Origin of the sequence: Anaeromyxobacter sp. SG17 (assembly GCF_022690695.1) — a bacterium.
Lineage (GTDB): Bacteria > Myxococcota > Myxococcia > Myxococcales > Anaeromyxobacteraceae > Anaeromyxobacter > Anaeromyxobacter soli.
The window spans coordinates 78884-102728 of record NZ_JALCYX010000003.1; the positions used below are offsets into that span (position 1 = coordinate 78884).

Genomic DNA, 23845 nt, shown 5'->3' on the forward strand with positions numbered 1-23845 from the left:
AGAGCGCCCGGGCTTCCGCGGAGCGCGCAGGCGGGAGGTCCCTCTCGAAGCACGCCTCAAGGCGTCACGATCGGCCACTGCGGCTCGAACTTGTCGAGCATGCCCATCAGCTCCGCGAGCTTCTGGACGTTGCCCACCGCCTGGATCCTGCCCGCCTTCACCTCCGTCTGGAAGTCGGTCTGGCCGAGGAGGATGGCGTTCAGGGTCGCGCGGGCGAGCGTGAAGCTCGCGTCCGCCGCCGGGTCGAGCCCCGGGTGATGAGTCAGGGCGGAGTTGGACAGGTTGAGGGCGTAGCTCTCGTTGCGCTCGGTGAAGGTCCAGTTGAGGAGCATGCGCTGGCCGTTCGCCTTGGCCGCGTCGAGGAGCACGCCCCAGTAGTCGAACAGGAGGGGGATCGTCATCGACCGGATCGTGTCCGCGCTGCCGGTCGCCGCGCCTCCCGGCGCCGGCGCGAGCCCGTCCCGCAGCTCCTGGGCGCCGGACAGGTAGAAGTTGCGCCAGATGGGCGACTCCGCCTGATAGCCGAGCTGCTCCAGGGCGGCCGCCTGCAGCTTGCGGGCCTCGACGTTGTCGGGCTCTGCGAAGACCACCTGGTTCATCAGCTGCGCGACCCAGCGGTACTCTCCGTGCTTGAAGTCCTGCTGTGCCCTCGCCGTCACCACGCTCGCGCCGCCCATGTACTCCACGTACTTCCTGGCGGCCTCGACCGGCGGCAGCGGATCCAGGTTGGCCGGATTCCCGTCGAACCAGCCGAGGTAGCGCTGGTAGATGGCCTTCACGTTGTGCTTGAGGGTGCCGTAGTGATCGCGCACGTACCACAGCTTCGCCAGGCTCGCGGGGAGCTTGATCACCTCGGCGATCTCGACGGGGACGTAACCCTGGTTGAGCAGGTGCAGGGTCTGGTCGTTCATGAACTTGTACAGGTCGCGCTGATCGGCCATGAGCTGCACCGCCGGGCCCCTCCCCCACCGCGGCCAGTTGTGCGAGGCGATGAGCACGTCGGCCTGGCTCCCGTACCGGGCGATCAGCTCGTCCAGGCTCGCCGCCCATTTCCTGGGATCGCGCACCTGGGCGCCGCGCGGGGTCAGCGTGTTGTGCATCAACGGACAGGCGATCTTCGCCGCGTCCAGCACCCGGAGCTCGGGGAAGTAGAGGGTCATCTCGGCCGGCGCTTCCGTCTGCGGAGCCATCACGAACTCGATCTGCACGCCGTCCAGGTTTCGCGTCTCCCCGGAGCGCGTGATCGTGTCCGTGGGAGCGATGAGCGAGACGGTGCCGACCGACTGCGACTTCCCCAGCCCGTCGTCCACCGTCCCGGTGGCGGTCTTGGGCAGGAGGTATCCGAACATGTACGAGGCCCGCCGCGACATGGCCGTGCCGGCGTAGACGTTCTCGCTGACGGCCGCGTCCAGGAACCCCTCGGGAGCGAGCACGGTCACGTCACCGCTCAGGACGTCCGCCTCGGAGACGACCCCCTTCACCCCGGCGTAGTGGTCGTGGTGGGAGTGCGTGTAGACGACGGCCTTCACCGGCCGCACGCCGCGATGCTGGTAGTAGAGCTCCAGGGCTGCCTTGGACGTCTCGGTCGCGGTCAGCGGGTCGATCACGATCACGCCGCTCTGGCCCTCGACGATCGTCATGTTCGCGAGGTCGAAGTTCCGGACCTGGTACACGCGCTCGGTGACCTGGAAGAGCCCGTGGGTGAGGTTCACCTGGGCGTGCCGCCAGAGGCTGGGGTTCACCGTCGCCGGTGCCTCGGGCTGCTGCAGGAACTCGAACTCCTGAAGCGAGAACACGATCGTCCCGTCGTCCCTCACGATCGTCAGGTCCGGCAAGGTGGCGATGAATCCTCGCTGCGCGTCGTCGTAGTCCTGGCGGTCCGAGAACGGCAGCTCCTGCAGCACCTGTGCGTTGTGCGCGATCGTGGCCGGCTCGGCCGGCCCCGGGGCCGTCGCCTTGCGAGGGCCCGCTCTCGATCCGGCCGCGGCCGGAGTGGCCTGCAGGATCGCCGCCAGCAGCGCGACGGCGATCATCAGGCGGCGGAGCGTCGTCCTCTCCCCTGCGGTCGCGCCCCCGTTCGACGGCCCTCGCCGAGATGATGAAACGACTTCGACCGGCTCCGGCGCGATTTCCGCGAAGCCCCTCACGCTGGCGATGTTCATGACACCCCCAGGCGCGGGCACGCACCTCGAGCGCCTCGCGCCCAGGCCCACCCTAGGCTCGCGGGGCGCGACCACCGCGAGGGATGCAGGGGTGACACGGTCGCGTGCGCCAGCGAACCGCGATCGGTCGGCGGCTCCGCGAACCGCGGTGATGGCAGGCGAGACGAGCGCCCGCTCATCCGCCGGCGGCGCGCCCGAGCAAGGCGGACGCTCTCTCACCGGAAGAGCGCCGGCCCTGGCGCTCCCGGAGCGAACCTCCGCTCGACGGAGGGTGACGTCGCGTCTGGTAGCATGGACCCTCGCGATCCGGAGGGGCCCAATGGCGAGCAAGAAGGTTCCGAGGAGGAGAGCGGGGCGAACGAGCAAGGCCGCGAAGCCGGCGAAGCGGACGACTGCCCGTGGGAGCCGCCCTCGCCGCTCGACGGTGGCCGCCACGCCGCTCGAGCCGGTCCGGGGCGCGACCCGCAGGGACGTCGGCCACGTCCGGCTCGAGGTCGGGCCCGCGGGAGCGGCGCGGGTGAAGCGCGTGGTGTATCCGCCGGGTTTCCGCTGGTCCGTCGACATGAAGCCGGAGGTCGGCACCGATCTCTGCATGCACGGACACGTCGGCTTCCTCGCGAGCGGCGCGATCCGGATCGAGTACCCGGATGGCTGCGCCCTCGAGCTCGTGGCACCGCAGGTCGTGGCGATCGAGCCGGGGCACGACGGCGCCGTGATCGGCGACGCGCCGGCCGTGCTCATCGAGCTCGACTTCGAGGGGGCGACGGTCGAGCGCTTCGGCCTCCCGGCGTCGCATCGGCACGCGTGAACCTCCTCGCCCGAGCGTGACCCTGTCCATGGAGCCGCTGCCGTACATCGACGAGCACAGCCGGCCGATCGACGCTCCCGCCGACGCGGTCTGGACGGCGCTGCTGAAGGTCCTGCGCCGTGAGATGGGCGGCAGCGCGACGTTCGCGCGGCTCCTGGGCTGCGATCCGGCGCAGGGCACGGCCGCGTTCGCCGGACGGCCGGGGGAGACGGTGCCGGGCTTCAGGGTGGTCGAGGCCGAGCCGGGGCGGCGGCTCGCCCTGCGCGGTCGCCACCGCTTCTCCAGCTACGCGTTGACGTTCGTGCTCGACGGCGGCCGCCTGCGCGCGCAGACGCACGCGGCCTTTCCCGGCGTCCTCGGACGGCTCTACCGTGCGGCCGTGATCGGGACCGGCGGACACCGGATCATGACGCGGCGCCTGCTGCGCCAGGTCGCCCGCGCGACGTGAAGTGTCGGGCAGCGCGACCCCTCACGGAGCGTCACCCCACCCCGGCCGCTCGAGCGATGAGGAGCAACCCTGCCCCGACGGCGAGCGCCCCGGTGGCTCGCGCCACGCGCTCACCGGCCGGCGCGAGACGCTCGACGGTGATGGCCGCCGTCACGACGGCCATCGCGCGAAGGTCCATGACTCCGACGACCAGGAGGACCGCGGTCGGACCCGCACAGCAGAAGGTGCAGTGAAGGCCGAGGCGCAGGCCGTGGCGCCAGGCCGTGCCGGCTCCGGCTGGCAGCGCGCGGCCGCGCCCCGGCGCCTCCCGGCAACAGGCGAGGTGCCGCGCCTTCCACGCGGTGAGCTGGCAGGCGCCGGCCACGAGGACGACCCCGCCGACCGCGATCGGCACGGCGCGCGCGAGCGCCGGCTGCTGCATCTCGGCGGACGCCAGCGCGACCCCCAGCGGAAAGATGGCCACTCCGAGCACGGTCCAGACGAAGAAGTAGCCAGCGCCCACGAGCGCCGTCAGGAGACCGAGGCGCGCCTCGCCGGTGCTGCCGACGGCCTCGCGGTAGCGCCTCAGCATGGGGACGAGGGACGGCAGCATCATCGCCACCATCATCACGACCCACATGCCGAGGAAGGACGCCGCGGCGCCGAGCCACGTCTGTCCGGGCATCCGCATCCAGGCCATCGACATCGTCCAGCCGCCGGGCATCGGCATCCCGCCCATGGCCGACATCGACGCGCACCAGCCGATCGTCACCGCCGCGCTGCCAGCGAAGAGCAGCGCCGAGACGCCCAGGAACCTCTGCCGGGAAGCTCGCTCGGAAAGCTCGGAGAGCATGCGTGAGATCTCCCGTCCCGCAGCCGCGCCAGCAGCGCCGGTCTCGCTTCAGCCCCTGTAGTACTCGTCGTGGCGGCGCCACCAGACGCCCGTCTCGTTGCGCCCCCTGGGTGCGCGATCGAGCCACTGGTACATGCCCCAGAGCCCGTCGACCCCGCGCGAATAGGCGGAGTAGGTGTGGTAGACGACGCCGTCCTCGAGCACGAACGCGCTCACGCCCGGCCGCTCGCGCGTGTACGTGGCCACGTCGGTGCCGGTCATGGCCGCGATCTCGGCGACGGGGCCCTCGCCGTCTTCCCCGACCAGCGCGCTCTGCTGCCAGGCCGCCCCCTCGCGCCGGTAGTTGTACTCGATGCCCCCCTCGCGCTGTTGCCTCTCGGTGAAATGGACGGCGAAGTCGAGGTTGAAGTCGCCGCCGAACGAGGACGCCCAGGGGAACGTCCACCCCATCCGCCGCTTGTAGGCCTGCAGCTTCGCGAGCGGCGCCCGCGACACGGCCGAGAGCGTGACGTCGTGGTGGGCCAGGTGGACGACGGAGCCGCTGAACCCATCGGCGATCGCCGAGCAGGACGGACACCCCGCCGCGTAGTCGGGCCCGAACATGAAGTGGTAGACGAGGAGCTGCGAGCGCCCGCGGAAGAGCTCCTTCAGCGAGGCGCTCCCCTCGTCGGTCTCGAAGCGATACTCCTTCTCGACCCGGACCCACGGCAGCTCCTGCCGCCGCCGCGCCAGCTCGTCGCTGCGCCGCGTCAGCTCCTTCTCCGCCTCGAGCAGCTCCAGCCGAGCTGCGAGCCACTCTCCACGTGTACCGGTGTGGTGCGTCGTCATCGCGCTCTCCCTTCCTGTCACGCTTCGGGGCGGCGTCGGTCCGCCCGCTGTCGGCAGGGATCGTTCCCTGCGTGGCCAGAGGTAACGTCCACCGAAGGGAGTCGGGAGTAACAACGGCGACGGGATTAGGTTCCGAAGATGGACGCCTCGATCACGGCGGCAGGGCGCGCGCTGCGCGCGGGGGATCCGCTCGGCGCGCTCGGGCGCGTGGCCCTGCGGGACGACCCGGCGGCCCTCGCGCTGCGCGGGATCGCGATGGCCCAGCTCGGGGACCTGGGGCGGGCGCGGGAGCTCTTGCGACGGGCCGCGCGTGGCTTCGGGCCGCGGGAGACGCTCGCGCGGGCGCGCTGTCTCACGGCGGAGGCGGAGGTGGCGCTGGCCGCGCGGGATCTCGCCTGGGCGCCGCGGGCGCTGAGCGAGGCCCTGCGCACGTTCGCCGCTCGCGGCGAGCGGGACAACGCGGCCCACGCCCGGCTGCTGCAGATCCGCCGCCTCTTGCTGCTCGGCCGGGTCGACGAGGCGGACGTCGCGTGCGCTCGGCTCGAGCTCGACGCCGGGCCCGCCCGGCTCGCGGCCGTGGCCGCCCTGGTGACCTTCGAGATCGCGCTCCGCCGGGGGCGAGCCGAACGGGCGCGCGCGGCCCTCGCGCGCGCGCGGGAGGCGGCGGCGCGATCGGGCATCGGGGCGCTGCGCGCCGAGATCGAGCAGGCAGGACGGGCCCTCGTCCTGCCGGCGGCGCGTCTCGTCGCCGCGGGCGAGGCGCGATCCCTGACCCTGGCGGAGGTGGAGGCCGTGCTCACCTCGTCGGACCTGGTCGTCGACGGCTGCCGGCGGGCGGTGCGCCGCGGGGAGCGGGTGGTGCGGCTCGCGCGCCGGCCGGCGCTGTTCGCGCTGCTGTGCGGTCTCGCGGAGGCGTGGCCCGGCGAGGCAGCGCGCGACGGCCTCATCCAGCGCGCGTTCGGCGCGCGTCGGACCAACGCCTCCCACCGCGCGCGCCTGCGGGTCGCGATGGGGCGCCTGCGTCACACGCTGCGGCCGCTCGCCGGGATCCGGGCCACCGCCGGTGGCTTCTGCCTGGTCGCGCCAGAGGCGGGCACGGTGCGGCTGCTGGCACCGCCCATCGAGAGCCCCGACGCCGCCGTCCTGGCGCTGCTCGCCGACGGCGAGGCCTGGTCGACCTCGGCGCTGGCGCTGGCACTGGGGTCCAGCCAGCGGACGGTGCAGCGGGCCCTGGCAGCCCTCGAGGAGGCCGGCCAGGTGCGCGCCCTGGGCCGCGGCCGCTCCCGGCGCTGGCTCTCCGCGCCAGTGGCCGGATTCGCGACATCCTTGTTGCTCCCGGTCTCCGACGGACACGGTCAGGATAGGGAAAGGGGCAGGCGATGAGCAGAGAGAGCGACTCGGAGCGGCCGGCCGAGGTGGTGCGCGAGTACGGGCCCTTCCCCGACGCACGGCGCGTGAACGGCGTCAGCTTCGACGGCAGCCTGGTCTGGTTCGCCAGCGGCGAGAAGCTGCAGGCCTTCGAACCGGCGAGCGGCAGGATCGTGCGCGCGCTCGACGTCCCCTGCGATGCCGGGACGGCCTTCGACGGCAGGCACCTCTTCCAGATCGCGGGCGATCGCATCCACAAGATCGACCCGGTGACCGGTGAGGTCCTCTCGAGGATCCCGGCTCCGGGTGGCGGCGCCGGAGACTCGGGGCTCGCCTGGGCCGAGGGTACGCTCTGGGTCGGCCAGTACCGCAACCGGAAGATCCACCAGATCGATCCCGACACGGGCGCGATCCTGCGCACGATCGAGTCGAACCGCTTCGTCACCGGAGTCACCTGGGTGGACGACGAGCTCTGGCACGGGACATGGGAAGGCGGCGAGGCCGAGCTCCGCCAGGTCGATCCCGAGACGGGCGAGGTGCTGACCCGCCTGACGATGCCCGAGGGCACGGAGGTGAGCGGGCTCGAGTCGGATCAGGGCGACTTCTTCTACGCAGGGGGCGGCGCGAGCGGCCGGATCCGCGCGGTGCGCAAGCCGCGCCGCCGGTCGGGACGCTAGACCGCGCGCGCTGGAAGGCGCTCGCGCTGGCCGATTCGCGCCGGCGCTCGGAGCACCTCGCCCCCTCGCCCAAGGCGAGAGGCGCTTCGCCAGGCCGGCAGCCGAGGCGCCGCGGGGCAGCCAACGCGCTCTCCTGCGAGGCGAGCCATCTCGCACGGCGTCGTTCGGATCCACGCGACGGGATCTCGCCGCGGCCGGCCACGAGCTCTCGCCGAGACGGGAGCTCGCCGGATCCCGTTTCGGGGCGCCGCCGCACGGAAACCGCTGCAGGGCACACGGATCCTCGCCGCGGCGCGCCTGGTACAGGCCATGCGATGGCGTCGGGTGTCCCACGCGAGACCGAGCGGCTCGAGCAGAGCTGCAGCTCGCCGTGGTCGAAGGAGCGGAGCCATGACGCGCACCCTCGCAGTGGTCCTGGCAGTGGCGGTGCCGGCGGCGGCGCTGGCCGAGCCGGCTCCTGCCTCGCCGGCGGCGCCCGCGCGCGTGCGCGTCGTCACCACCGCTCCCGCCCGCGGCACCCGATGGGCGGCAGGGAGCCTGGCGGCGGTGCGCCGGGCCGTCGTCTCCACGCGGACGCCGGCCTCGGTCCGCTCCGTGAACGTGCAGGAGGGCGCGTGCGTCCGCCAGGGCGAGCTGCTCGTGCGGCTGTCGGACGATGACGTCCGGGGGCAGCTCGCTGCGGCACGGACCGCGCTCTCGACCGCCGCCGCCCAGGAGCGCCGGATGGAGGTGCTCGCGGCGCAGGGGGCGGCCACCGCGGTCGAGCTTGACCGAGCGCGGGCGGAGCGGGCGCAGGCCCGTGCGGCCGTGGCGGCCGCGCGCGCGACCCTCGCCTACACCGAGATCCGCGCCCCGTTCGCCGGCACGGTGCAGGCCCGCCGCGTCGACGCCGGCGACCTCGTCGGCCCGGGCCAGCCGCTGCTCGAGCTGGAAGGGAGCGCGCTGGAGATCGTGGCGAGCCTCTCCGAAGCGGAGGCGCGCGGGATCGCGATCGGCCAGACGATCCGGTTCGAGGCGGGCGGTGAGGCCGGCGCAGCGCAGGTCTCGGCGCTCGCGGTCGGCGGCGATCCGCTGTCCCATCGCCGGACGCTGCGCGCTCGCGTGCAGCAGGGCGGCGCGACGCTCCGCAGCGGCGCCTTCGCCCGGCTCGTGCTCCCGGTCGACATTGCCGCGCCGCCGCGCGGGGTGTGGGTCCCGCGCAGCGCCCTCGTGGAACGAGGCGACCTCACCGGCGTCTTCGTCGTGACCGGAGGGCAGGCGCAGCTCCGCTGGCTCGCGCTCGGCGAGGGCGTCGGCGACCGCGTCGCGGTGCGCGCGGGACTGGAGGCGCGTGAGGCGGTCATCGACGCTCCGGGCAGCGCGCTGCGGGATGGGCAGCGGGTGGAGGTGACGCCATGACTTCTCCCTCGGAACACCGGGTCGGCCTGGCCGGCCGGCTCGCGCGCGGCTTCCTGCGCAGCAAGCTGACCCCGCTCCTCGTCGTCGCCTCGATCGCCCTCGGCGTCACCGCGGTCCTCCTGACGCCGCGCGAGGAGGAGCCGCAGATCATCGTCCCCATGGTCGACGTGCTGGTGCCGTACCCGGGCGCGACCGCGCGGGAGGTGGAGAGCCAGCTCACCGCGCCGCTCGAGCGGCGGCTGTGGGGCATCCCGGGCGTCGAGTACCTCTACTCGACCTCCACCCCGTCGGCGGCGTTCCTCACCGTGCGCTTCAAGGTGAACGAGCCGCTCGAGGCGAGCCTGGTGAAGGTCCACCAGGAGCTGGGCGCGCATCCCGAGCTCCTGCCCTCCGGGGCGCTACCGCCGGTGGTGCGGCTCCTCACCATCGACGACGTCCCCTTCCTGACGCTCACGCTCCACGGCGATCCGCAGCCCGCTGGCCAGCTGCGCGCCCTCGGGGAGGAGGTCGCGCGCGAGCTGGCGGCCGTCCCGCAGACGGCGCAGGTGCGGGTGCTGGGGGGCGCGCGCCGGGTGGCCCGGGTCGAGCCCGAGCCGGACCGGATGCGGACGCTGGGCGTGTCGATCGCGGAGCTGCAGCCGGCCATCGCGGCCGGTCAGGGGCAGCTCCCCGCCGGCGCGCTCGTGGATGCGGGCAGGCGCATCGAGCTGGAGGCGAACGGATTCGTGCGCTCCGCGGCGGACCTGCGCCGCCTGGTGGTCGCGGTCCGAGGCGACCGGCCCATCTACCTCGAGGACGTGGCGCGCGTGACGGACGGTCCCGAGCCCGAGCCGGCCGTCGTCCTGATGGCCGAGAGAGGGAAGCCCGGATTCGAGCAGGCGGTCTCCATCGCGTTGGCGAAGCGCGCCGGCGCGAACGCGCCCGAGCTGGCGAGGACGGTCGAGCACAAGGTGGCGACGCTGCGCGGCCGGCTCATCCCCTCCTCCGTGAAGGTGAGCGTCACCCGCAACTATGGCGAGACCGCGGGGGAGAAGTCGAACGAGCTCATCGAGCACCTCCTCCTCGCCACGCTGTCCGTGATCGCCCTCATCGCGCTCGCCATGGGCTGGCGCTCGGCGGTGGTGGTGGGGGTGGCGGTGCCGGTGACGCTCGCCCTGACGCTCGTCCCCACCTACCTCCTCGGCTACACGCTCAACCGCGTCACGCTCTTCGCGCTCATCTTCTCGATCGGCATCCTCGTCGACGACGCGATCGTGGTGGTCGAGAACATCCACCGGCACCTCCACCTGCCCGGGCCGAAGCGGAGCTTCGCCCGCACGGTCGTCGAGGCGGTCGACGAGGTCGGGAACCCCACCATCCTCGCCACCTTCGCCGTCATCGCCGCCATCCTGCCGAACGCGTTCGTGCGCGGCCTCTCGGGCCCGTACATGCGCCCCATCCCGGTGGGCGCCAGCGCGGCCATGCTCTTCTCGCTCGCGATCGCCTTCGTCATCAGCCCCTGGGCCGCGATGAAGGTCTTCCGCAAGGAGGGGCACCTGGCGGAGGTCGACGCGTCGGGGCTGCACCCGGCCGACGGCGGCCGCGACCCTGCGGACCCGCTCGCGGCCGAGCCAGCGGCGATCCCGGCGCGGGCGCAGGAGACGCGCCTCACCCGGCTCTACCGTCGCGTCATGGGCACGCTCCTCACCCGCGCCTGGAGTCGCTGGGCCTTCCTGGCCCTCGTGCTCGGGCTCCTCGCCGGGGCGGCGTCGCTCGTCGCGCTCGGGGCACTCAAGGTGAAGATGCTGCCCTTCGACAACAAGCGCGAGTTCCAGGTGCAGCTCGACCTGCCGGCCGGCACGGCACGCGAGGGGGCGCTCGCCGTCGGGCAGGAGCTGGCGCGGCGGCTCCTCCAGGAACCCGAGGTGAAGGACGTCCAGGTCCACTCGGGCGTCGCCGCGCCGTTCACCTTCGTCGGCATGGTCCGCCACAGCTTCCTGCGCGAAGGCGCCGAGCAGGTGGACCTCCAGGTGAACCTCGTCCCCAAGGGCGATCGCAAGGCGCAGAGCCACGCCATCGCGACGCGCGTCCGCCCGGCGCTGGAGGCCATCGCCTGGCCGCGCGGCGGCCGGCTCAAGCTGGTCGAGCTCCCGCCCGGCCCGCCCGTGCTCGACACCCTCGTGGCCGAGGTGTACGGCCCCTCGGCGGCGGAGCGCGACCGGCTCGCCGGCGAGGTCCTGGCGGCCTTCCGCTCGACGAAGGGCGTGGTGGACGTCGACTCGTCGCTGGCAGCGACGTCGCCGAAGCTGGCGCTCCGCCTCGACGCGGAGAAGGCCGCGCTGCACGGCGTCGCGCCGGCCGCGGTGATCCAGACGCTCGCGGCGGGCGGCGCCGGAGCGCCGCTCGGGAGCTTTCACGTCGAGCGGGGCGCGGAGCAGGTCCCCGTCGTGCTCCAGCTCGCGCCGGCGCGGCGGGCGCGCCTCGAGGATCTGCTGCAGCTCACCGTCCCGGGACGGCGCGGCCCGGTCCCGCTCTCCGAGCTCGTCAGCCCGGAGGACGGAAGAGTCGACCCGCCCGTCTTCCACAAGAACCTCATGCCGGTCGCATACGTCCTCGGCGACCTCGCGGGCGAGATCGAGAGCCCGGTCTACGCGCTCTCGGCGCTCGACAGGAAGCTCGACGCGCTTCGCGACGCCGGCGGGGAGCAGGTGCCACGCCTCGGCCTCGCCCACCCCGCGTCCACCGAGCAGCCGGCGCTCAAGTGGGACGGCGAGTGGCACATCACGCTGGAGGTCTTCCGCGACCTCGGCCTCGCCTTCGCCGTCGTGCTCGTCCTCATCTACATCCTGGTGGTGGGCTGGTTCCAGAGCTTCACGGTGCCGTGGGTGATCCTCGTGCCGATCCCGCTCTCCCTCATCGGCATCCTGCCCGCACACTTCGCGCTCGGCGCCTTCTTCACGGCGACCAGCATGATCGGCTTCATCGCCGGCGCCGGCATCATCGTGCGCAACAGCATCATCCTCGTCGACTTCATCGAGCTGAAGCTGCGGGAGGGGATGCCGCTCGCGGCCGCGGTCGAGGAGGCGGGCGTGGTCCGGTTCCGCCCCATGCTGCTCACCGCCGCGGCCGTGCTCGTCGGGAGCGCCGTGATGCTGGCCGACCCCATCTTCCAGGGCCTGGCGGTGAGCCTCATGGCCGGCGAGGTGGCGGCGACGCTGCTCTCGCGGCTCGCCGTGCCGGTCCTCTACTTCCTCGTCGCCCGCCGCGGCCGCGCCGCCGAGCTCCAGCGCGAGGGCGCGCTCGCCCCGGGGCGGCGCGGCGCCTCCGCGGCAGGCCCGGCGATCGCGGTCGTAGCTCCCCTGGTCACGGCGTCCCGTTCAGCAGCCACCTGAGCTCTCCCGCGCGCTGGCCGATCGCCTTCGGCACCCGCGTCATCGCGAGCCCCGATGGCAAGCGGGGCCGTCTTCGTCTAGGTTTGCCGCCGCGCGACGCCACCGCCCGCCTCCGGGAGGCGCGCCGCGAGGGAGCCAGGCATGAAGGTCGTCGCATTCAACGGCAGCGCACGGAAGGACGGCAACACTGCGCTCCTCATCGGCCGGGTGCTCGACGTGCTCGAGCGCGAGGGGATCGAGACCGAGGTCGTGCACCTCGCCGGCCACGACATCCACGGCTGCACCGGCTGTCGCCGCTGCGGCGAGCGTCGCGACCGACGCTGCGCCCGGAACGACGACATGGTCAACGCGTGCATCGAGAAGATGACCGCCTCCGACGGCATCCTGCTCGGCTCGCCGACCTACTTCAGCGACGTGTCCACCGAGATGAAGGCGCTCATCGACCGCTGCGGGTTCGTCGCCAAGCAGAACGGCGACCTGTTCCGCCGGAAGGTGGGCGCCGCGGTCGTCGCCGTGCGACGAGCAGGCTCGACGCACGCCTTCGACACGATGAATCACTTCTTCACGATCAACCAGATGATCGTGCCCGGCTCCAACTACTGGAACGTGGGGATCGGGCTCGAGAAGGGCGACGTGGAGCGGGACGAGGAGGGGCTGCGCACGATGCAGGTCCTCGGCCAGAACATGGCCTGGCTGTTGAAGAAGCTCGCGTGACTCCCGCTCCCACGGACGACGGTCAGGTCATCTTCTCGAGCAGGGAGAGGAGGACCGCCTGCTCGGCGACGCCGAGGCGCCCCAGCCGATCGCTGAACGCCTTCGACAGCAGGGCCTTCCCCTGCGCTGCTGCCTTGCGCCCGGCCGCAGTCAGCACCAGCCGGTGACGCCGCAGGTCGGCGGGATCGATCTCGCGGCGCAGGAAGCCGGCGGCCTCGAGCCGCTTCACGTACACGGTCACGCTGGGCTTCGGCATGCAGAGGGTGGCCGCGAGCGCCGCCGGATACGGGTGCTCCTCGACCTCGCCGAGGACGAACAGCTCCTTCGTCTCGAGCCCGAGCGCCGCGATGGCGGGCGCGGCGGCGGTTATCACCGACATGAGCAGCCGGTAGTTGAGCGACCAGACCCTGGCGGGTTCGATCTTCGGCATGGGTTGCGGCTCTGTGGTTCAGGATTAAAGTAGTTCCACTTTAAACGACGTGTGTTCTTGAACCAGCTGCATCTTTGAACAAGTTAGCACGATGGGAGATCCCATGCCTCTCGACCACTACGTGACGCTGGGCCGGTCCGGCCTGCGCGTGAGCCCGCTCTGCCTCGGCGCGATGACCTTCGGCGAAGATCTCGGGTGGGGCTCGAGCGTCGAGGAGTCGCAGCGCATCATGGACCGCTACATCGAGCGCGGCGGCAACTTCATCGACACGGCGAACTTCTACACGAAGAGCCACTCCGAGAAGATCATCGGCGACCATCTCGGACGCCACGCCGCTCGCCGCGATCGCCTGGTGCTCGCGACCAAGTTCAGCGGGAACCTCTACCCAGGTGATCCCAACGGCGGCGGCTCCGGCCGGAAGTCGATCCTCGCCGCCTGCGAGAACTCGCTGCGGCGGCTCCAGACCGACTACATCGACCTCTACTGGCTGCACAACTGGGACGTCCACACGCCCATCGAGGAGACGATGGCCGCGCTCGACGACCTGGTGCGCGCGGGGAAGGTGCGCTACCTCGGCGTCTCCGACACGCCGGCCTGGAAGATCGCCGAGGCGAACGTCCTCGCCCGCTTCCGCGGGTGGTCGGCGTTCATCGGGCTGCAGATCGAGTACTCGCTGCTCGAGCGCAGCGTCGAGCAGGAGCTCGTGCCCATGGCGCTGGAGCTCGGCCTGGGGATCACTCCCTGGTCGCCGCTCAAGAGCGGTGCGCTGAGCGGCAAGTACACCCGCCGCAACGCCGGCCAGGTGAAGACGGATCGGGCTCAGTTCCTAGAGTCGTTCCTGAACGAGCGGACCTACGCGACCGTGGACGCGCTCGAGGCCATCGCCCGGGCGCACCAGTCGACGGTGGCGCGCGTGGCGCTCGCGTGGCTCCGCCAGCGGCCCGGCGTGACCTCCACCATCATCGGCGCGCGCCGGTGGGAACAGCTCGAGGACAACCTCGCGTCGCTCGAGGTGGAGCTCACGGCGGACGAGCGCGGGCGGCTCGACGCGCTCACCCAGCCGACGTTCGGCTTCCCGCAGAGCATGCAGCCCATCTTCCCGGCCATCCACAACGGCGGCACCACGGTCAACGGGGTGTTCGCGCCGGCGTCACCCTTCGGGCTCGTGAAGGGAGACCAGCCGTACTGACGGCGGCCCGCGCGCGGTCCCTCGAGGCGGCGTCCTTCCGGAGCTTGCTCGGCGACGTCCCCGTCATCCGGTGGAACATGGCGATGAAGGCCGACGAGCTGCCGTAGCCGAGGTCGAAGGCGATGGACTCCACCGAGCGCCCCGCCTCGAGGAGCGCGAGCGCCCGCACGACCCGCAGCCGTTGCCGCCACTCGCCGAAGGACATCCCGAGGTCGCGCTGGCACCGCCGGACGAGCGTCCGCTCCGTGGTGTGCACCTGCCTCGCCCAGTGCGCGAGGGACCGCTGGTCGTCCGGCTGCGCCTGGAGCGCGGCGAGGATGGGGCCGAGCAGCGGGTCCTCGGAGCTGGGCAGGTAAGTGCCCTGGCGCGGCGCCGCAGCGAGCTCGTCGACGAGCACCTCCACGAGCCGGGCGTCCGGCGCCGTCCGCGGCGTGTCGATGCCGCGCGCGCGGAGCTGATCGAGCAGCGCCTTCAGGAGCGGGCCCACCGCGAGCGCGCAGGCGTCCCGCGGAAGACGGCGGCAGCGCTCGCGCGCGAGGTAGAGCGAGCAGAACGTCGCCTCGTGGCGGTTGAGCCCGACGTGCTCGACCTCGGGCGGGAGCCAGATCCCGTACTGCGGCGGAGCGAGGTAATGGCGGTCGGCCAGCTTCAGCTCCATGACCCCGCTGAACGCGTAGACGAACTCGCCCCAGTGGTGCCGGTGGCGTGGGTACGACGAGTCCGGCTGCAAGCTGTCCGTCCGGAAGTACACCGGATGCGGCAGCGTCTCGTCGAGAGGTGTGCGGAGATGCCTGGGCATGGCGCCTTCGCTGCAATGAATGTCCGGATCGCACTATATCCAGCCCCGGCGCCAGCGGCATCATCGCGCTCGCGCAGGCCGCGACGGCCCGCGGGAACGGAACGCATGAGCGCGGCGCGCAAGGGTCTCGACGGCTTCGTGATGGCGACGATGGTGCTCCTGTGCGCGATCTGGGGCGCACAGCAGGTGGCGATCAAGCTGGCCGCGCACGACGTCGTCCCGATCATGCAGGTCTGCCTGCGCTCCGGGATGAGCGCCGCGCTCGTCCTGCTGCTCATGTCCATCCGCCGCGAGCCGCTCTCGCTGCGAGACGGCACGCTGCGGCCAGGGCTCGTGGCGGGTGCGCTCTTCGCCGCCGAGTTCATGTTCGTCGCCGAGGGGCTGCGCCGGACCTCGGCGTCGCACATGGCGGTCCTCCTCTACACCTCGCCGATCTTCACCGCGGTCGGGCTCCACTGGACCGTGCCCGGCGAGCGGCTCCGCCCCCGACAGTGGCTCGGCATCCTCCTCGCCTTCACCGGGATCGCCGTGGCGTTCGCGGGCGGCTGGGCGCGCGGCGCCGTGTCGCTCCGGATGCTCGGCGGCGATGCGCTCGGCGTCCTCGCCGGCGCGGCATGGGGCGCGACCACGGTCGTGGTGCGCCGCTCGGCGTTGTCCGATGCGGCGCCCGCCAAGACGCTGCTCTACCAGCTCGCGGTCGCGAGCGTCCTCCTCGGCGCTGCCGCCGCGGCCTCCGGGCAGGCGACGCAGGTGTCGCTCACGCGGCTCGCCTGGACGAGCCTCCTGTTCCAGGGCGTCGTCGTGTCCTTCGCGAGCTACCTCGCGTGGTTCTGGCTCCTCCGCCACTACGCCGCGTCGCAGGTCTCGGTGTTCTCGTTCCTGACGCCGCTCTTCGGCGTGACCTTCGGCGTGCTCGTCCTGGGGGAGCACGTCGACCCCGCCTTCGGGATCGGGGCGGCGCTGGTGCTCGCGGGCATCGCCACCGTGAGCGCGCCGAGGCTTCGCCGCCGCGCGGCGCGCCTGGAACCGGATATCTGCTAGGTCGGGATCCGCCCGCGTAGCGACTCCGGATCGTGCGGACCGGGCTCCGCGATGAGCTCTCGCGCGGAGTCCATCTTGCCGAAGACGCCCCACGTCAGCACGCCGCGCACCCTGCCATTCGCGACGTAGTAGACGATTCCCCTGCGGTACGGCTCCTTCCATTCGGCGACGACCTCGAGGCGCGGGTCCAGAACGCCGACTGCCTCGTACCCGAGGTCGAACAGGTCCGAGTAGAAGAATGGCAGGTGACGGTAGGCGACGTCGGCCCCGGCCATCGCGCGGCCGGCCTCCCGTCCCATGCGGTTGGCGTTGTCCTCGTGCTCGACCCGGATTCTCGTTCCGAGTGCCGGATTGAGGAATCTCGCGACGTCACCTGCAGCGAAGATTGCGGGGTCGGACGTGCGTAGCGTCTCGTCCACGAGGATGCCGTCGTCGACCTCGAGTCCCGCCTCCGCGGCGAGGCGGTCGTTCGGGACGATGCCGAGCCCCGCCACCACGAGGTCGGCCTGGATCTCGTCCCGGTCGGTCCGGAGGGTGAATCCCGAGCCGCGCGCCACGAGCCCCGTGACGCGCTCCCCCGCCCGAACCTCCACCTCACGCTCGGCGTAGTAGCCGTTCAGGTGAACCGCGAGGTCTCGCGGGAAGAGCCGTGAGCCGATCCCTTCCTCCGGGAAGACGAGCGTCACCCGATAGCCAGCGGTCGCGAGAGAGGCCGCGATCTCCGACCCGATGAAGCCGCCACCGACGATCGCCACGTGCTTTCCCGCCGGGAGCGCCCGGACGCGCCTGAAGTCCGCGACCGTCCGGTAGTAGACGACCCCGTCGCCGTCGAAGGGCAGCCGACGCGGAGTGCCACCGGTCGCGAGGAGGAGCCGCTCGTACCCGATGGTCTCCCCTCCCTCGAGCCCGATGCGCCGCTCGGCACGGTCGATGGCGACGACGCGCGTGCCAGTCCGAAGCTGGATCCCCTCGACCGAGGGCAGCCAGATCGATCCCTCCTCCTGCCCCGTCCAGAGCCCCTTCGTGAGCGGCGGGCGCACGTAGGGTCCCACGGGCTCCTCGCCGACCAGCAGGACGGGCGCGCTCGCATCCACCGAGCGGATCCCCATCGCGGCGGCGTGCCCCGTCATCCCGCCGCCCACCACCACGTACTTGAAATCAGGCATCCGTCCTCCGCCTGGCGCGCTGAAACGTACTGTAGAAGCCGTTCGTCGCCCGTCACGTCCCTCGAGGCCAGTCCTGCACACCTCCGGAGGGATCCCGCTTTCGGGCAGGCACGGCGTGCTCGAGATCGTCCCCCGCGCGAAGCATCAGGCGCTCGGCCGCGGAGTGGCACATCGTGAAGCTTTCCTGCACGGGCCATCCGCGATCGACCTCTTTCGAGACTGCCGTGCCGCGCGTAGTTTCCCGTTCGATGACGACGGGGATGGAGAGCCGCCACAGCATCGGCGTGAGCCGAGGTTGAGCGAACCGGAAGGAGCACGAGATGCAGAAGCGCAAGCTGGGAAGGAGCGGACTCGAGGTCTCGGCCATCGGCCTCGGCTGCATGGGGATGAGCTTCGCCTACGGGACCCCACCGGACAGGAAGGAGATGATCGCGCTCCTCCGCGCCGCGGTCGATCGCGGCGTCACGTTCTTCGACACCGCCGAGGCCTACGGCCCCTTCACGAACGAGGAGCTGGTCGGCGAGGCGCTCGCGCCCGTCCGCGACCGGGTCGTCATCGCGACGAAGTTCGGGATGAAGCTCGGGACGATCGGAGTGGACAGCCGGCCCGAGCACATCCGCGAGGTCGCCGAGGCGTCGCTCCGGCGGCTGAAGGTCGAGACGATCGACCTCCTCTACCAGCACCGCGTGGATCCGGACGTTCCCATCGAGGATGTCGCGGGCACGGTGAAGGACCTCATCCGCGCTGGCAAGGTGAAGCACTTCGGCATGTCCGAGGCCGGCGTGAACACGATCCGCCGCGCGCACGCCGTGCAGCCGGTCGCCGCGGTCCAGAGCGAGTACTCGCTGTGGTGGCGGAAGCCCGAGGAGGAGCTGCTCCCGACGCTCGAGGAGCTCGGCATCGGGTTCGTCCCGTTCAGCCCGCTCGGCAAGGGATTCCTGACGGGGAAGATCGACGAGAAGACCACGTTCGAGAAGAACGACTTCCGCAACATCGTGCCCCGCTTCTCCCCGGAGGCGCGCAAGGCGAACCAGGCGCTCGTAGACCTCCTCGGCGTCATCGCGGCGGGCAAGCAGGCGACCCCCGCGCAGATCGCGCTCGCGTGGCTCCTCGCGCAGAAGCCCTGGATCGTGCCGATCCCCGGGACGACGAAGCTGCACCGGCTCGAGGAGGACCTCGGCGCCGCGAACGTCGAGCTGACCGCGGACGACCTCCGCGCCATCGACGAGGCCGCGTCGAAGATTCGCGTGGAGGGCGCGCGGTACCCGGAGGAGCTCGAGAAGAGGACCGGGCTCTAGCGGCTCGTGTTCGGAGATAGCCAACCATGAAGAATCAGATTGCGAAGCGGCCGCCCGAGCGCGAGCCGGATTCCCACGACACGACGACCCTGAGCCGGCGCGGCTTCATGTGGACGGGCGCCCTCGCCGCGGCGGGCGCAGGTGCCGCCGGGTTGTTCAAGCCGTCCACGGCGGGAGCCGCTCCAGGCGCCGAGAGGACGAGCTACGGACAGGGCCCGTTCCCGGTCGAAGGGATGGCGCTCTACTCGTCCCAGGGCCCCCACGAGCTGTTGAAGTTCCAGCGGCGAGCGCTCGGGCCGAAGGACGTCGCGATCAAGCTCCAGTACTGCGGCATCTGCCACTCCGACATCCACCATGGGCGCGAGCACTGGCGGAAGGAGACGTTCCCGCTCGTCACCGGGCACGAGCTGGCCGGCGTGGTGGTGGCGGTCGGCTCGAGCGTCGGCAAGTTCAAGGTGGGCTCTCGCGTGGGGGTGGGCTGCATGGTGAACTCCTGCCGCCACTGTGGTCCGTGCGAGGCCGGCATGGAGCAGTACTGCGAGAACGGCAGCGTCCTCACCTACGGGTCGAAGGACCGCGACGGCTCGCTCACGCAGGGCGGCTACTCGACCTTCAACGTCGTGGACGAGGACTTCGTCATCGCGATCCCCGACGCGATCGACCTCGCGCACGCGGGACCGATGCTGTGCGCCGGGATCACCGTCTACTCTCCTTTCCGGAGGTGGAGCGTCGGCCCCGGGAAGAAGGTCGGCGTCGTCGGGCTCGGCGGCCTCGGTCACATGGCGACGAAGATCGCCGCCGCGATGGGCGCCCAGGTGACGGTGCTGACGACGTCGAGAGGCAAGGTCGACGACGCGAGGCGGTTCGGCGCGAAGACCGTCATCGTGAACGATCAGGGAGCGGATCTGGCGAAGTACCGGCGGTCGCTCGACTTCCTCCTCGACACGGTCCCGTACCAGCACGACCTCGAGCGGCTCATTCCGCTGCTGAAGATGGACTCCACGCTGTGCATGGTCGGCGTCGGCAAGACCACCGAGCCTCACCAGATCGGCCCGTTCTCGCTCCTGAGAGATCGCACCTCGTTCGCGAGCTCGCAGATCGGCGGGATCCGGGAGACGCAGGAGCTCGTGCAGTTCTGCGAGCTTCACGGCATCAGGCCGGAGATCACCAAGGTCCCGATGTCCAGGATCGACGACGCCTGGACCAAGGTGGTCGACAAGGCGGCGCGCTACCGCTTCGTCATCGACATGACGAACGCCTGACGACGATCGCGAGCGCACCATGAAGCAGGTCATCGCCGTCGCGGCGTTGACGTTGACGTCCCTGGCCGCGTGCAGCGCCCACTCGAGGATCGAGATGAACTCCACCCGAAACCGTCCGGTCGCTCATCTGACGGAAGCGGCCGTCCGAAACCACGAGCAGCTGTTTCCCGGGTACGAGTCCAAGCTGAAGGAGACGGACCCGGAGTTGATCGAGATCTTCGACAACTTCGCGTTCGACGAGGTTCTCCGTCACGGGAACCTGGACCCGAAGACGAGGGTCATGGTCATCCTGGCGTCGACGATCGCGAGCCAAGCCTCGAGCGAGTACAGGATGATGCTCGGCGGAGCGCTGAACGTGGGCGTCACCCCGGTCGAGGCCAAGGAGATCCTGTACCAGGCCGTCCCCTACGTCGGCATCGCCAAGGTCGTCGACTTCATCCACACGACCAACGACGTGCTGCGGGCCAGGGGCGTGGAGTTGCCGCTGGAGGCTCAGTCCACGACGGCGCCGGAGAACCGGCGCGCGAGGGGGCTGGCCCTCCAGAAGGAGATCTTCGGGGGTCGCATCGACGAGCTGTACGCGGCCGCGCCCGCCAATCAGCGCCACGTCCAGGAGCTCCTTTCCGCGAACTGCTTCGGCGATTACTGGACCCGGGGTGGCCTCGACGCCAGGACGCGGGAGCTCCTGACGTTTTCGATGCTGGCGGCGCTCGGGGGCGCCGAGCCTCAGCTCAAGGGGCACATCCAGGGCAACGTCAACGTCGGGAACGACAAGGAGAAGCTCATCGCGGTCGTGACGCAGCTTCTTCCGTACATCGGCTATCCTCGGGCGCTCAGCGCGCTGACTTGCGTGAACGAGGTCATCCCCGAAGCGCAGCGATAGCGTCCCCATGGCCTTCACTCCGCTCAACGCCCTCAGCTCCTTCATCGCGGTGGCGCGCCGCAGGAGCTTCGCGGCCGCGGCGAGGGATCTCGGGGTGTCCACCTCCGCGCTCAGCCAGTCGGTCCGGCAGCTCGAGGCGCGGCTCGGCGTGACGCTGCTCACGCGGACCTCGCGGACGGTGGCGCTCACGGACGCTGGGCAACGCCTCGTCGAGAACGCGGGCCCGGCGGTGGATCAGGCGCTGGAGTCGCTGAAGACGGTGTCCGCTCGCCCGGGAGAGATCACGGGCCGCGTCCGGCTGTCGGTCCCGACGGTGGCGGTGTCGCTCGTCGTCGCTCGCCTGCTGCCGAGGTTCCTGGAGCGGCATCCGAAGGTGGAGGTCGAGGTCCAGGCCGAGAACCGCTTCGTGAACATCGTCGCCGAGGGCTTCGACGCGGGCATCCGCCTGTCGGAGGCCATCGAGCGCGACATGGTCCAGGTCCGTCTCACGCCGCCCGGGCGCTTCGTCGTGGTCGCCGCTCCGTCGTACCTCGAGCGCCGCGGGGCGCCGCAGAGGCCAGAGGACCTCCTCCAGCACGACTGCCTCTGCATCCGCACGGACGTCGGCGGCGCGCGGTACGCGTGGGAGCTCGAGCGCGGAAAGAAGGAGTGGCGCGTGCCCGTCCACGGATCGGTCACGACGAACGACCCCGAGCTCATGCGGCTCCTCGCCGAGGCGGGAGTGGGCCTCCTCTACTCGTTCGAGCCCCTGGTGGCAGACGAGCTGCGCCGCGGCGCCCTGCGCATCGTCCTCGAGGACTACGCCGCCGCGGTGCCCGGGTTCTTCCTGTACTTCCCGAGCAGATCGCAGGTGTCGCCGGCGTTCAGGGCGTTCGTGGACGTCGCGCGCGAGCTCTCCGTCGGCTCGAAGCAGCGCGTGCGCTGACCGGAAGGAGGTCCACCGACGTGAAGTCCTTCGCAGACGTGGAGCGTGACTACATCCGGGAGAAGCTCCTCCCAGACTTCGAGTTCGAGTCGTACGACGAGCCGTCCCGCGTCAACGCGCTCGGCCGACCCGTCTCGACGGGGACCGTGGCGCTCGTCGTCACCGCCGGCGCGTACCTCGCCGGCGAGCAGGAACGGTTCCGGCGTAGCAAGGAAGGTGACCCGAGCTTCCGGGAGCTTCCGCACGACGTCGACCTCGCCCGCATCGGGCTCTCTCACGGCGGCTACGACACCCGGCGCGCCCTGGACGACGTGGACGTCGTCTTCCCGCTCCGCGCGCTCCGCACCCTGGAGCGAAGCGGCCGGATCGGCGCCGCGGCACCTCGCCACTACAGCTTCATGGGCTACGCCATCGAGACGGACGTGCTGCGAGACAACGGCCGGGAGGTCGCGCGGCGGCTGCGGTCGGACGCGGTCGACCTCGCCCTCCTCGTGCCCGCGTGACCCGTCTGCAACCAGTCGGTCGGACTGGTCCAGCGGGTCCTCGACGAGGAGGGGGTGAGCACGATGTCCCTCACGCTCTCCGCCAGCATCACGCGCCGCATCAAGCCCTCCCGCGCGCTCCTCGTCGAGCACCCCTTCGGCCTCACCATGGGGGACCTGCACGACGACGCCACCCACGTCGCCATCCTGGACGAGATGCTCGCCGCAGCGGAGCGAATCCAGCGCGCCGGTACGCTGGAGGCGCTGCCCTTCGAGTGGACGAAGGACGACCTGCGCTCGAGGCAGCTCCGCAAGGAGGCCTCCTGATCGGAAGGTGGCCGCGCCGGGATGGGCGCACCCGTCAACGCGGGCGCGGCCGGGGCGAAAACTCTCGGAGCAGGCCGTCCAACCCCCTGAGGGGACGGTGGGGAGCGCGCCGTAACCTTGCGCGTGCCCGCCGGACGCTACATGGAGGCCGTCGAGGCTAGGCGGGAGGCGCTCCGTGAATCAGTGCCAGGTCATCGTCGTGGGGGGCGGCATCGGGGGGAGCGCGGCTGCGCTGCGCGCAGCGCAGCACGGCCTCACGGTCGCCTGGATCCGCGGCGACGCGAGGACCGCTCGCGCGAGCCGGGCCCGTTACGTCTACAACGTGGACAACATGATCGGCGTCTCGGGGGGCATCGTGCAGCGAAAGGTGCTCGAGCTGCTCTCGGGCCCCGAGCACGCGGCCGCGCGCGAGGCGATCGCCCGGACTCACTTCCACGTCGGCATCCCGGAGATCGTCGAGGACGTGACGCTTCGGCTGACCGCCGACTTCGCCGACGTGGCCACGCTGCTCGACGAGAAGGCCGTCGCGGCGCGTGCAGAAGACACCGGGTTCGTCGTCGAGACGGACCGCGGCCAGCGCCTCCGCGCCGGCGCGGTCATCCTCTCCACCGGCGTGATGGACCGCCAGCCGCGAGTGAAGCTCACCACGAAGGGCGGCAAGGTGGTGGACGACATCCGCTGGATCTATCCCTGGGCCAACGCGGAGTCCCTCCTCTACTGCATCCTCTGCGAGGGGCACCTCGTGCGCGGCACGCCGGTGGCGGTGCTCGGGGCGAGCGACGCCGCCGCTCAGGTCGCGCTCCTCCTGCACGAGCGCTACGGTGTGGCCGTCGTCCTCCTCGGAAACGGCGAGGCGCTCGAGGCCAGGCCGGAGACGCTGCGACTCATGGAGGCCTACGGGGTGGCGTTCCATGGAGCGCGGCTCGTCGAGATCCTGGACGGAGAGAGCGGCCGGAAGGGCGAAAGCCTCCGCGGGTTCCGCCTCGAGGATGGCGCGCAGGTACCGGCGCGGTTCGGGATGGTCGCCATGGGGCTGCACCGCGTCTACAACGACCTCGCCCTCCAGCTCGGCGCGGAGCTCGACGCCGGCGACGGTCCGGAGGACGCCCGCCACGTGCTCGTCGACGACGCGACGAGCGAGACGAGCGTGCGCGGGCTCTTCGCGGTGGGGGACATGAGCCGGCACCGAAGCGGCACCCCATCCCTGAAGCAGATCTACACGGCGCAGGAGTACGCGGTCCGCGCCGTTCAAGCGATCGACCGGCGCGAGCGCGCGGTCCGCCGCGCGCGCGTCCTCGAGCGGCGGTGACGGGGCTCGCGCTCCGGGCGCCGCGAGCCGACCAGATCGTGCCCGAGGCGGGCCGGTGATGCTCTGGGGTCTCGCGGGCGTGCCTCCGCGATCGCTCATCGGGGCGATTCGATCGGCATCCGTGGCGC

The 23845-nt window shown here is 71.6% G+C and carries 22 protein-coding genes; 16 read left to right on the plus strand and 6 right to left on the minus strand.

Going from position 1 to position 23845, the window contains the following annotated elements; translation table 11 throughout:
• Window positions 1-56: 56 nt before the first annotated feature.
• Window positions 57-2033: an alkyl/aryl-sulfatase gene (locus MNY60_RS02285; RefSeq protein WP_242359962.1), complete on the minus strand. Its 1977-nt coding sequence runs from the start codon at window positions 2031-2033 to the stop codon at window positions 57-59.
• 553 nt (window positions 2034-2586) lie between these two features.
• Here MNY60_RS02285 and MNY60_RS02290 point away from each other — a divergent pair.
• The gene (locus MNY60_RS02290) at window positions 2587-2970 is read left to right on the plus strand and encodes a hypothetical protein (RefSeq protein WP_242352279.1); all 384 of its coding nucleotides are present in this window, start codon (window positions 2587-2589) and stop codon (window positions 2968-2970) included.
• A 28-nt stretch (window positions 2971-2998) separates the two neighbouring features.
• Entirely contained in the window at window positions 2999-3418 is a 420-nt protein-coding gene (locus MNY60_RS02295) for a hypothetical protein (RefSeq protein ID WP_242352281.1), read from the plus strand.
• Window positions 3419-3449: 31 nt separating this feature from the next.
• On the opposite strand, the gene MNY60_RS02300 is transcribed toward MNY60_RS02295, so the two are convergent.
• The gene (locus MNY60_RS02300; protein WP_242352283.1) at window positions 3450-4250 is read right to left on the minus strand and encodes a DUF2182 domain-containing protein; all 801 of its coding nucleotides are present in this window, start codon (window positions 4248-4250) and stop codon (window positions 3450-3452) included.
• A gap of 48 nt (window positions 4251-4298) precedes the next feature.
• Complete coding sequence (locus MNY60_RS02305; RefSeq protein WP_242332991.1) at window positions 4299-5078, minus strand: thioredoxin family protein; 780 nt, start codon at window positions 5076-5078, stop codon at window positions 4299-4301.
• A gap of 138 nt (window positions 5079-5216) precedes the next feature.
• Between MNY60_RS02305 and MNY60_RS02310 the strand changes: the two genes are divergently transcribed.
• From MNY60_RS02310 to MNY60_RS02330, 5 genes are all read left to right on the plus strand, one after another.
• Window positions 5217-6461, plus strand: coding sequence for a helix-turn-helix domain-containing protein (locus MNY60_RS02310; RefSeq protein WP_242332994.1), 1245 nt, complete (start codon window positions 5217-5219; stop codon window positions 6459-6461).
• A complete protein-coding gene (locus MNY60_RS02315) occupies window positions 6458-7123 on the plus strand; it encodes a glutamine cyclotransferase (RefSeq protein ID WP_242332996.1) in 666 nt (221 codons plus the stop codon). Before MNY60_RS02310 ends, MNY60_RS02315 begins: the two co-directional genes overlap by 4 nt.
• Window positions 7124-7513: 390 nt before the next feature.
• Window positions 7514-8521, plus strand: a complete 1008-nt coding sequence (locus MNY60_RS02320; protein WP_242352285.1) for an efflux RND transporter periplasmic adaptor subunit — start codon at window positions 7514-7516, stop codon at window positions 8519-8521.
• Window positions 8518-11892, plus strand: coding sequence for an efflux RND transporter permease subunit (locus tag MNY60_RS02325; RefSeq protein WP_242359963.1), 3375 nt, complete (start codon window positions 8518-8520; stop codon window positions 11890-11892). Before MNY60_RS02320 ends, MNY60_RS02325 begins: the two co-directional genes overlap by 4 nt.
• 141 nt (window positions 11893-12033) lie before the next feature.
• Complete coding sequence (locus MNY60_RS02330; RefSeq protein ID WP_242352289.1) at window positions 12034-12606, plus strand: flavodoxin family protein; 573 nt, start codon at window positions 12034-12036, stop codon at window positions 12604-12606.
• Window positions 12607-12628: 22 nt separating this feature from the next.
• On the opposite strand, the gene MNY60_RS02335 is transcribed toward MNY60_RS02330, so the two are convergent.
• Entirely contained in the window at window positions 12629-13036 is a 408-nt protein-coding gene (locus tag MNY60_RS02335; protein WP_242352291.1) for a MarR family winged helix-turn-helix transcriptional regulator, read from the minus strand.
• Window positions 13037-13139: 103 nt separating this feature from the next.
• Between MNY60_RS02335 and MNY60_RS02340 the strand changes: the two genes are divergently transcribed.
• Window positions 13140-14225, plus strand: coding sequence for an aldo/keto reductase (locus tag MNY60_RS02340; protein ID WP_242352293.1), 1086 nt, complete (start codon window positions 13140-13142; stop codon window positions 14223-14225).
• Here MNY60_RS02340 and MNY60_RS02345 read toward each other — a convergent pair.
• Window positions 14164-15024 carry a helix-turn-helix transcriptional regulator gene (locus MNY60_RS02345; RefSeq protein WP_242352295.1) on the minus strand — a complete coding sequence of 287 codons (861 nt, stop codon included), beginning with the start codon at window positions 15022-15024 and terminating at the stop codon, window positions 14164-14166. The two genes, MNY60_RS02340 and MNY60_RS02345, sit on opposite strands and share 62 nt — an antisense overlap.
• 105 nt (window positions 15025-15129) lie before the next feature.
• Here MNY60_RS02345 and MNY60_RS02350 point away from each other — a divergent pair, with 105 nt between their 5' ends.
• On the plus strand, window positions 15130-16065 hold the full coding sequence (locus MNY60_RS02350) for a DMT family transporter (protein WP_242352297.1): 936 nt from the start codon (window positions 15130-15132) through the stop codon (window positions 16063-16065).
• On the opposite strand, the gene MNY60_RS02355 is transcribed toward MNY60_RS02350, so the two are convergent.
• A complete protein-coding gene (locus MNY60_RS02355) occupies window positions 16062-17231 on the minus strand; it encodes an NAD(P)/FAD-dependent oxidoreductase (RefSeq protein ID WP_242352299.1) in 1170 nt (389 codons plus the stop codon). The two genes, MNY60_RS02350 and MNY60_RS02355, sit on opposite strands and share 4 nt — an antisense overlap.
• A 320-nt stretch (window positions 17232-17551) precedes the next feature.
• Here MNY60_RS02355 and MNY60_RS02360 point away from each other — a divergent pair, with 320 nt between their 5' ends.
• From MNY60_RS02360 to MNY60_RS02390, 7 genes are all read left to right on the plus strand, one after another.
• Window positions 17552-18529 (plus strand): aldo/keto reductase, encoded by a 978-nt coding sequence (locus MNY60_RS02360; protein WP_242352301.1) that lies wholly within the window; start codon window positions 17552-17554, stop codon window positions 18527-18529.
• Between the two features lie 26 nt (window positions 18530-18555).
• A complete protein-coding gene (locus MNY60_RS02365) occupies window positions 18556-19791 on the plus strand; it encodes an NAD(P)-dependent alcohol dehydrogenase (RefSeq protein WP_242352303.1) in 1236 nt (411 codons plus the stop codon).
• Between the two features lie 19 nt (window positions 19792-19810).
• Window positions 19811-20674 (plus strand): carboxymuconolactone decarboxylase family protein, encoded by an 864-nt coding sequence (locus MNY60_RS02370; RefSeq protein ID WP_242352305.1) that lies wholly within the window; start codon window positions 19811-19813, stop codon window positions 20672-20674.
• A gap of 7 nt (window positions 20675-20681) precedes the next feature.
• Complete coding sequence (locus tag MNY60_RS02375; RefSeq protein ID WP_242333018.1) at window positions 20682-21599, plus strand: LysR family transcriptional regulator; 918 nt, start codon at window positions 20682-20684, stop codon at window positions 21597-21599.
• Between the two features lie 20 nt (window positions 21600-21619).
• Window positions 21620-22102, plus strand: a complete 483-nt coding sequence (locus tag MNY60_RS02380; protein ID WP_242352307.1) for a glycine/sarcosine/betaine reductase selenoprotein B family protein — start codon at window positions 21620-21622, stop codon at window positions 22100-22102.
• A 54-nt stretch (window positions 22103-22156) separates the two neighbouring features.
• Entirely contained in the window at window positions 22157-22408 is a 252-nt protein-coding gene (locus tag MNY60_RS02385) for a hypothetical protein (RefSeq protein ID WP_242352309.1), read from the plus strand.
• A 175-nt stretch (window positions 22409-22583) separates the two neighbouring features.
• The gene (locus MNY60_RS02390) at window positions 22584-23717 is read left to right on the plus strand and encodes an FAD-dependent oxidoreductase (RefSeq protein ID WP_242352311.1); all 1134 of its coding nucleotides are present in this window, start codon (window positions 22584-22586) and stop codon (window positions 23715-23717) included.
• Window positions 23718-23845: the final 128 nt, after the last annotated feature.

Coding starts and splice junctions, on each gene's coding strand:
- MNY60_RS02375 (WP_242333018.1), top strand. CDS start 20,682: ATGGCCTTCACTCCGCTCAACGCCCTCAGCTCCTTCATCGCGGTGGCG.
- MNY60_RS02310 (WP_242332994.1), top strand. CDS start 5,217: ATGGACGCCTCGATCACGGCGGCAGGGCGCGCGCTGCGCGCGGGGGAT.
- MNY60_RS02330 (WP_242352289.1), top strand. CDS start 12,034: ATGAAGGTCGTCGCATTCAACGGCAGCGCACGGAAGGACGGCAACACT.
- MNY60_RS02355 (WP_242352299.1), bottom strand. CDS start 17,231: ATGCCTGATTTCAAGTACGTGGTGGTGGGCGGCGGGATGACGGGGCAC.
- MNY60_RS02285 (WP_242359962.1), bottom strand. CDS start 2,033: ATGATCGCCGTCGCGCTGCTGGCGGCGATCCTGCAGGCCACTCCGGCC.
- MNY60_RS02335 (WP_242352291.1), bottom strand. CDS start 13,036: ATGCCGAAGATCGAACCCGCCAGGGTCTGGTCGCTCAACTACCGGCTG.
- MNY60_RS02340 (WP_242352293.1), top strand. CDS start 13,140: ATGCCTCTCGACCACTACGTGACGCTGGGCCGGTCCGGCCTGCGCGTG.
- MNY60_RS02370 (WP_242352305.1), top strand. CDS start 19,811: ATGAAGCAGGTCATCGCCGTCGCGGCGTTGACGTTGACGTCCCTGGCC.
- MNY60_RS02365 (WP_242352303.1), top strand. CDS start 18,556: ATGAAGAATCAGATTGCGAAGCGGCCGCCCGAGCGCGAGCCGGATTCC.
- MNY60_RS02305 (WP_242332991.1), bottom strand. CDS start 5,078: ATGACGACGCACCACACCGGTACACGTGGAGAGTGGCTCGCAGCTCGG.
- MNY60_RS02325 (WP_242359963.1), top strand. CDS start 8,518: ATGACTTCTCCCTCGGAACACCGGGTCGGCCTGGCCGGCCGGCTCGCG.
- MNY60_RS02315 (WP_242332996.1), top strand. CDS start 6,458: ATGAGCAGAGAGAGCGACTCGGAGCGGCCGGCCGAGGTGGTGCGCGAG.
- MNY60_RS02320 (WP_242352285.1), top strand. CDS start 7,514: ATGACGCGCACCCTCGCAGTGGTCCTGGCAGTGGCGGTGCCGGCGGCG.
- MNY60_RS02300 (WP_242352283.1), bottom strand. CDS start 4,250: ATGCTCTCCGAGCTTTCCGAGCGAGCTTCCCGGCAGAGGTTCCTGGGC.
- MNY60_RS02295 (WP_242352281.1), top strand. CDS start 2,999: ATGGAGCCGCTGCCGTACATCGACGAGCACAGCCGGCCGATCGACGCT.
- MNY60_RS02345 (WP_242352295.1), bottom strand. CDS start 15,024: ATGCCCAGGCATCTCCGCACACCTCTCGACGAGACGCTGCCGCATCCG.
- MNY60_RS02360 (WP_242352301.1), top strand. CDS start 17,552: ATGCAGAAGCGCAAGCTGGGAAGGAGCGGACTCGAGGTCTCGGCCATC.
- MNY60_RS02350 (WP_242352297.1), top strand. CDS start 15,130: ATGAGCGCGGCGCGCAAGGGTCTCGACGGCTTCGTGATGGCGACGATG.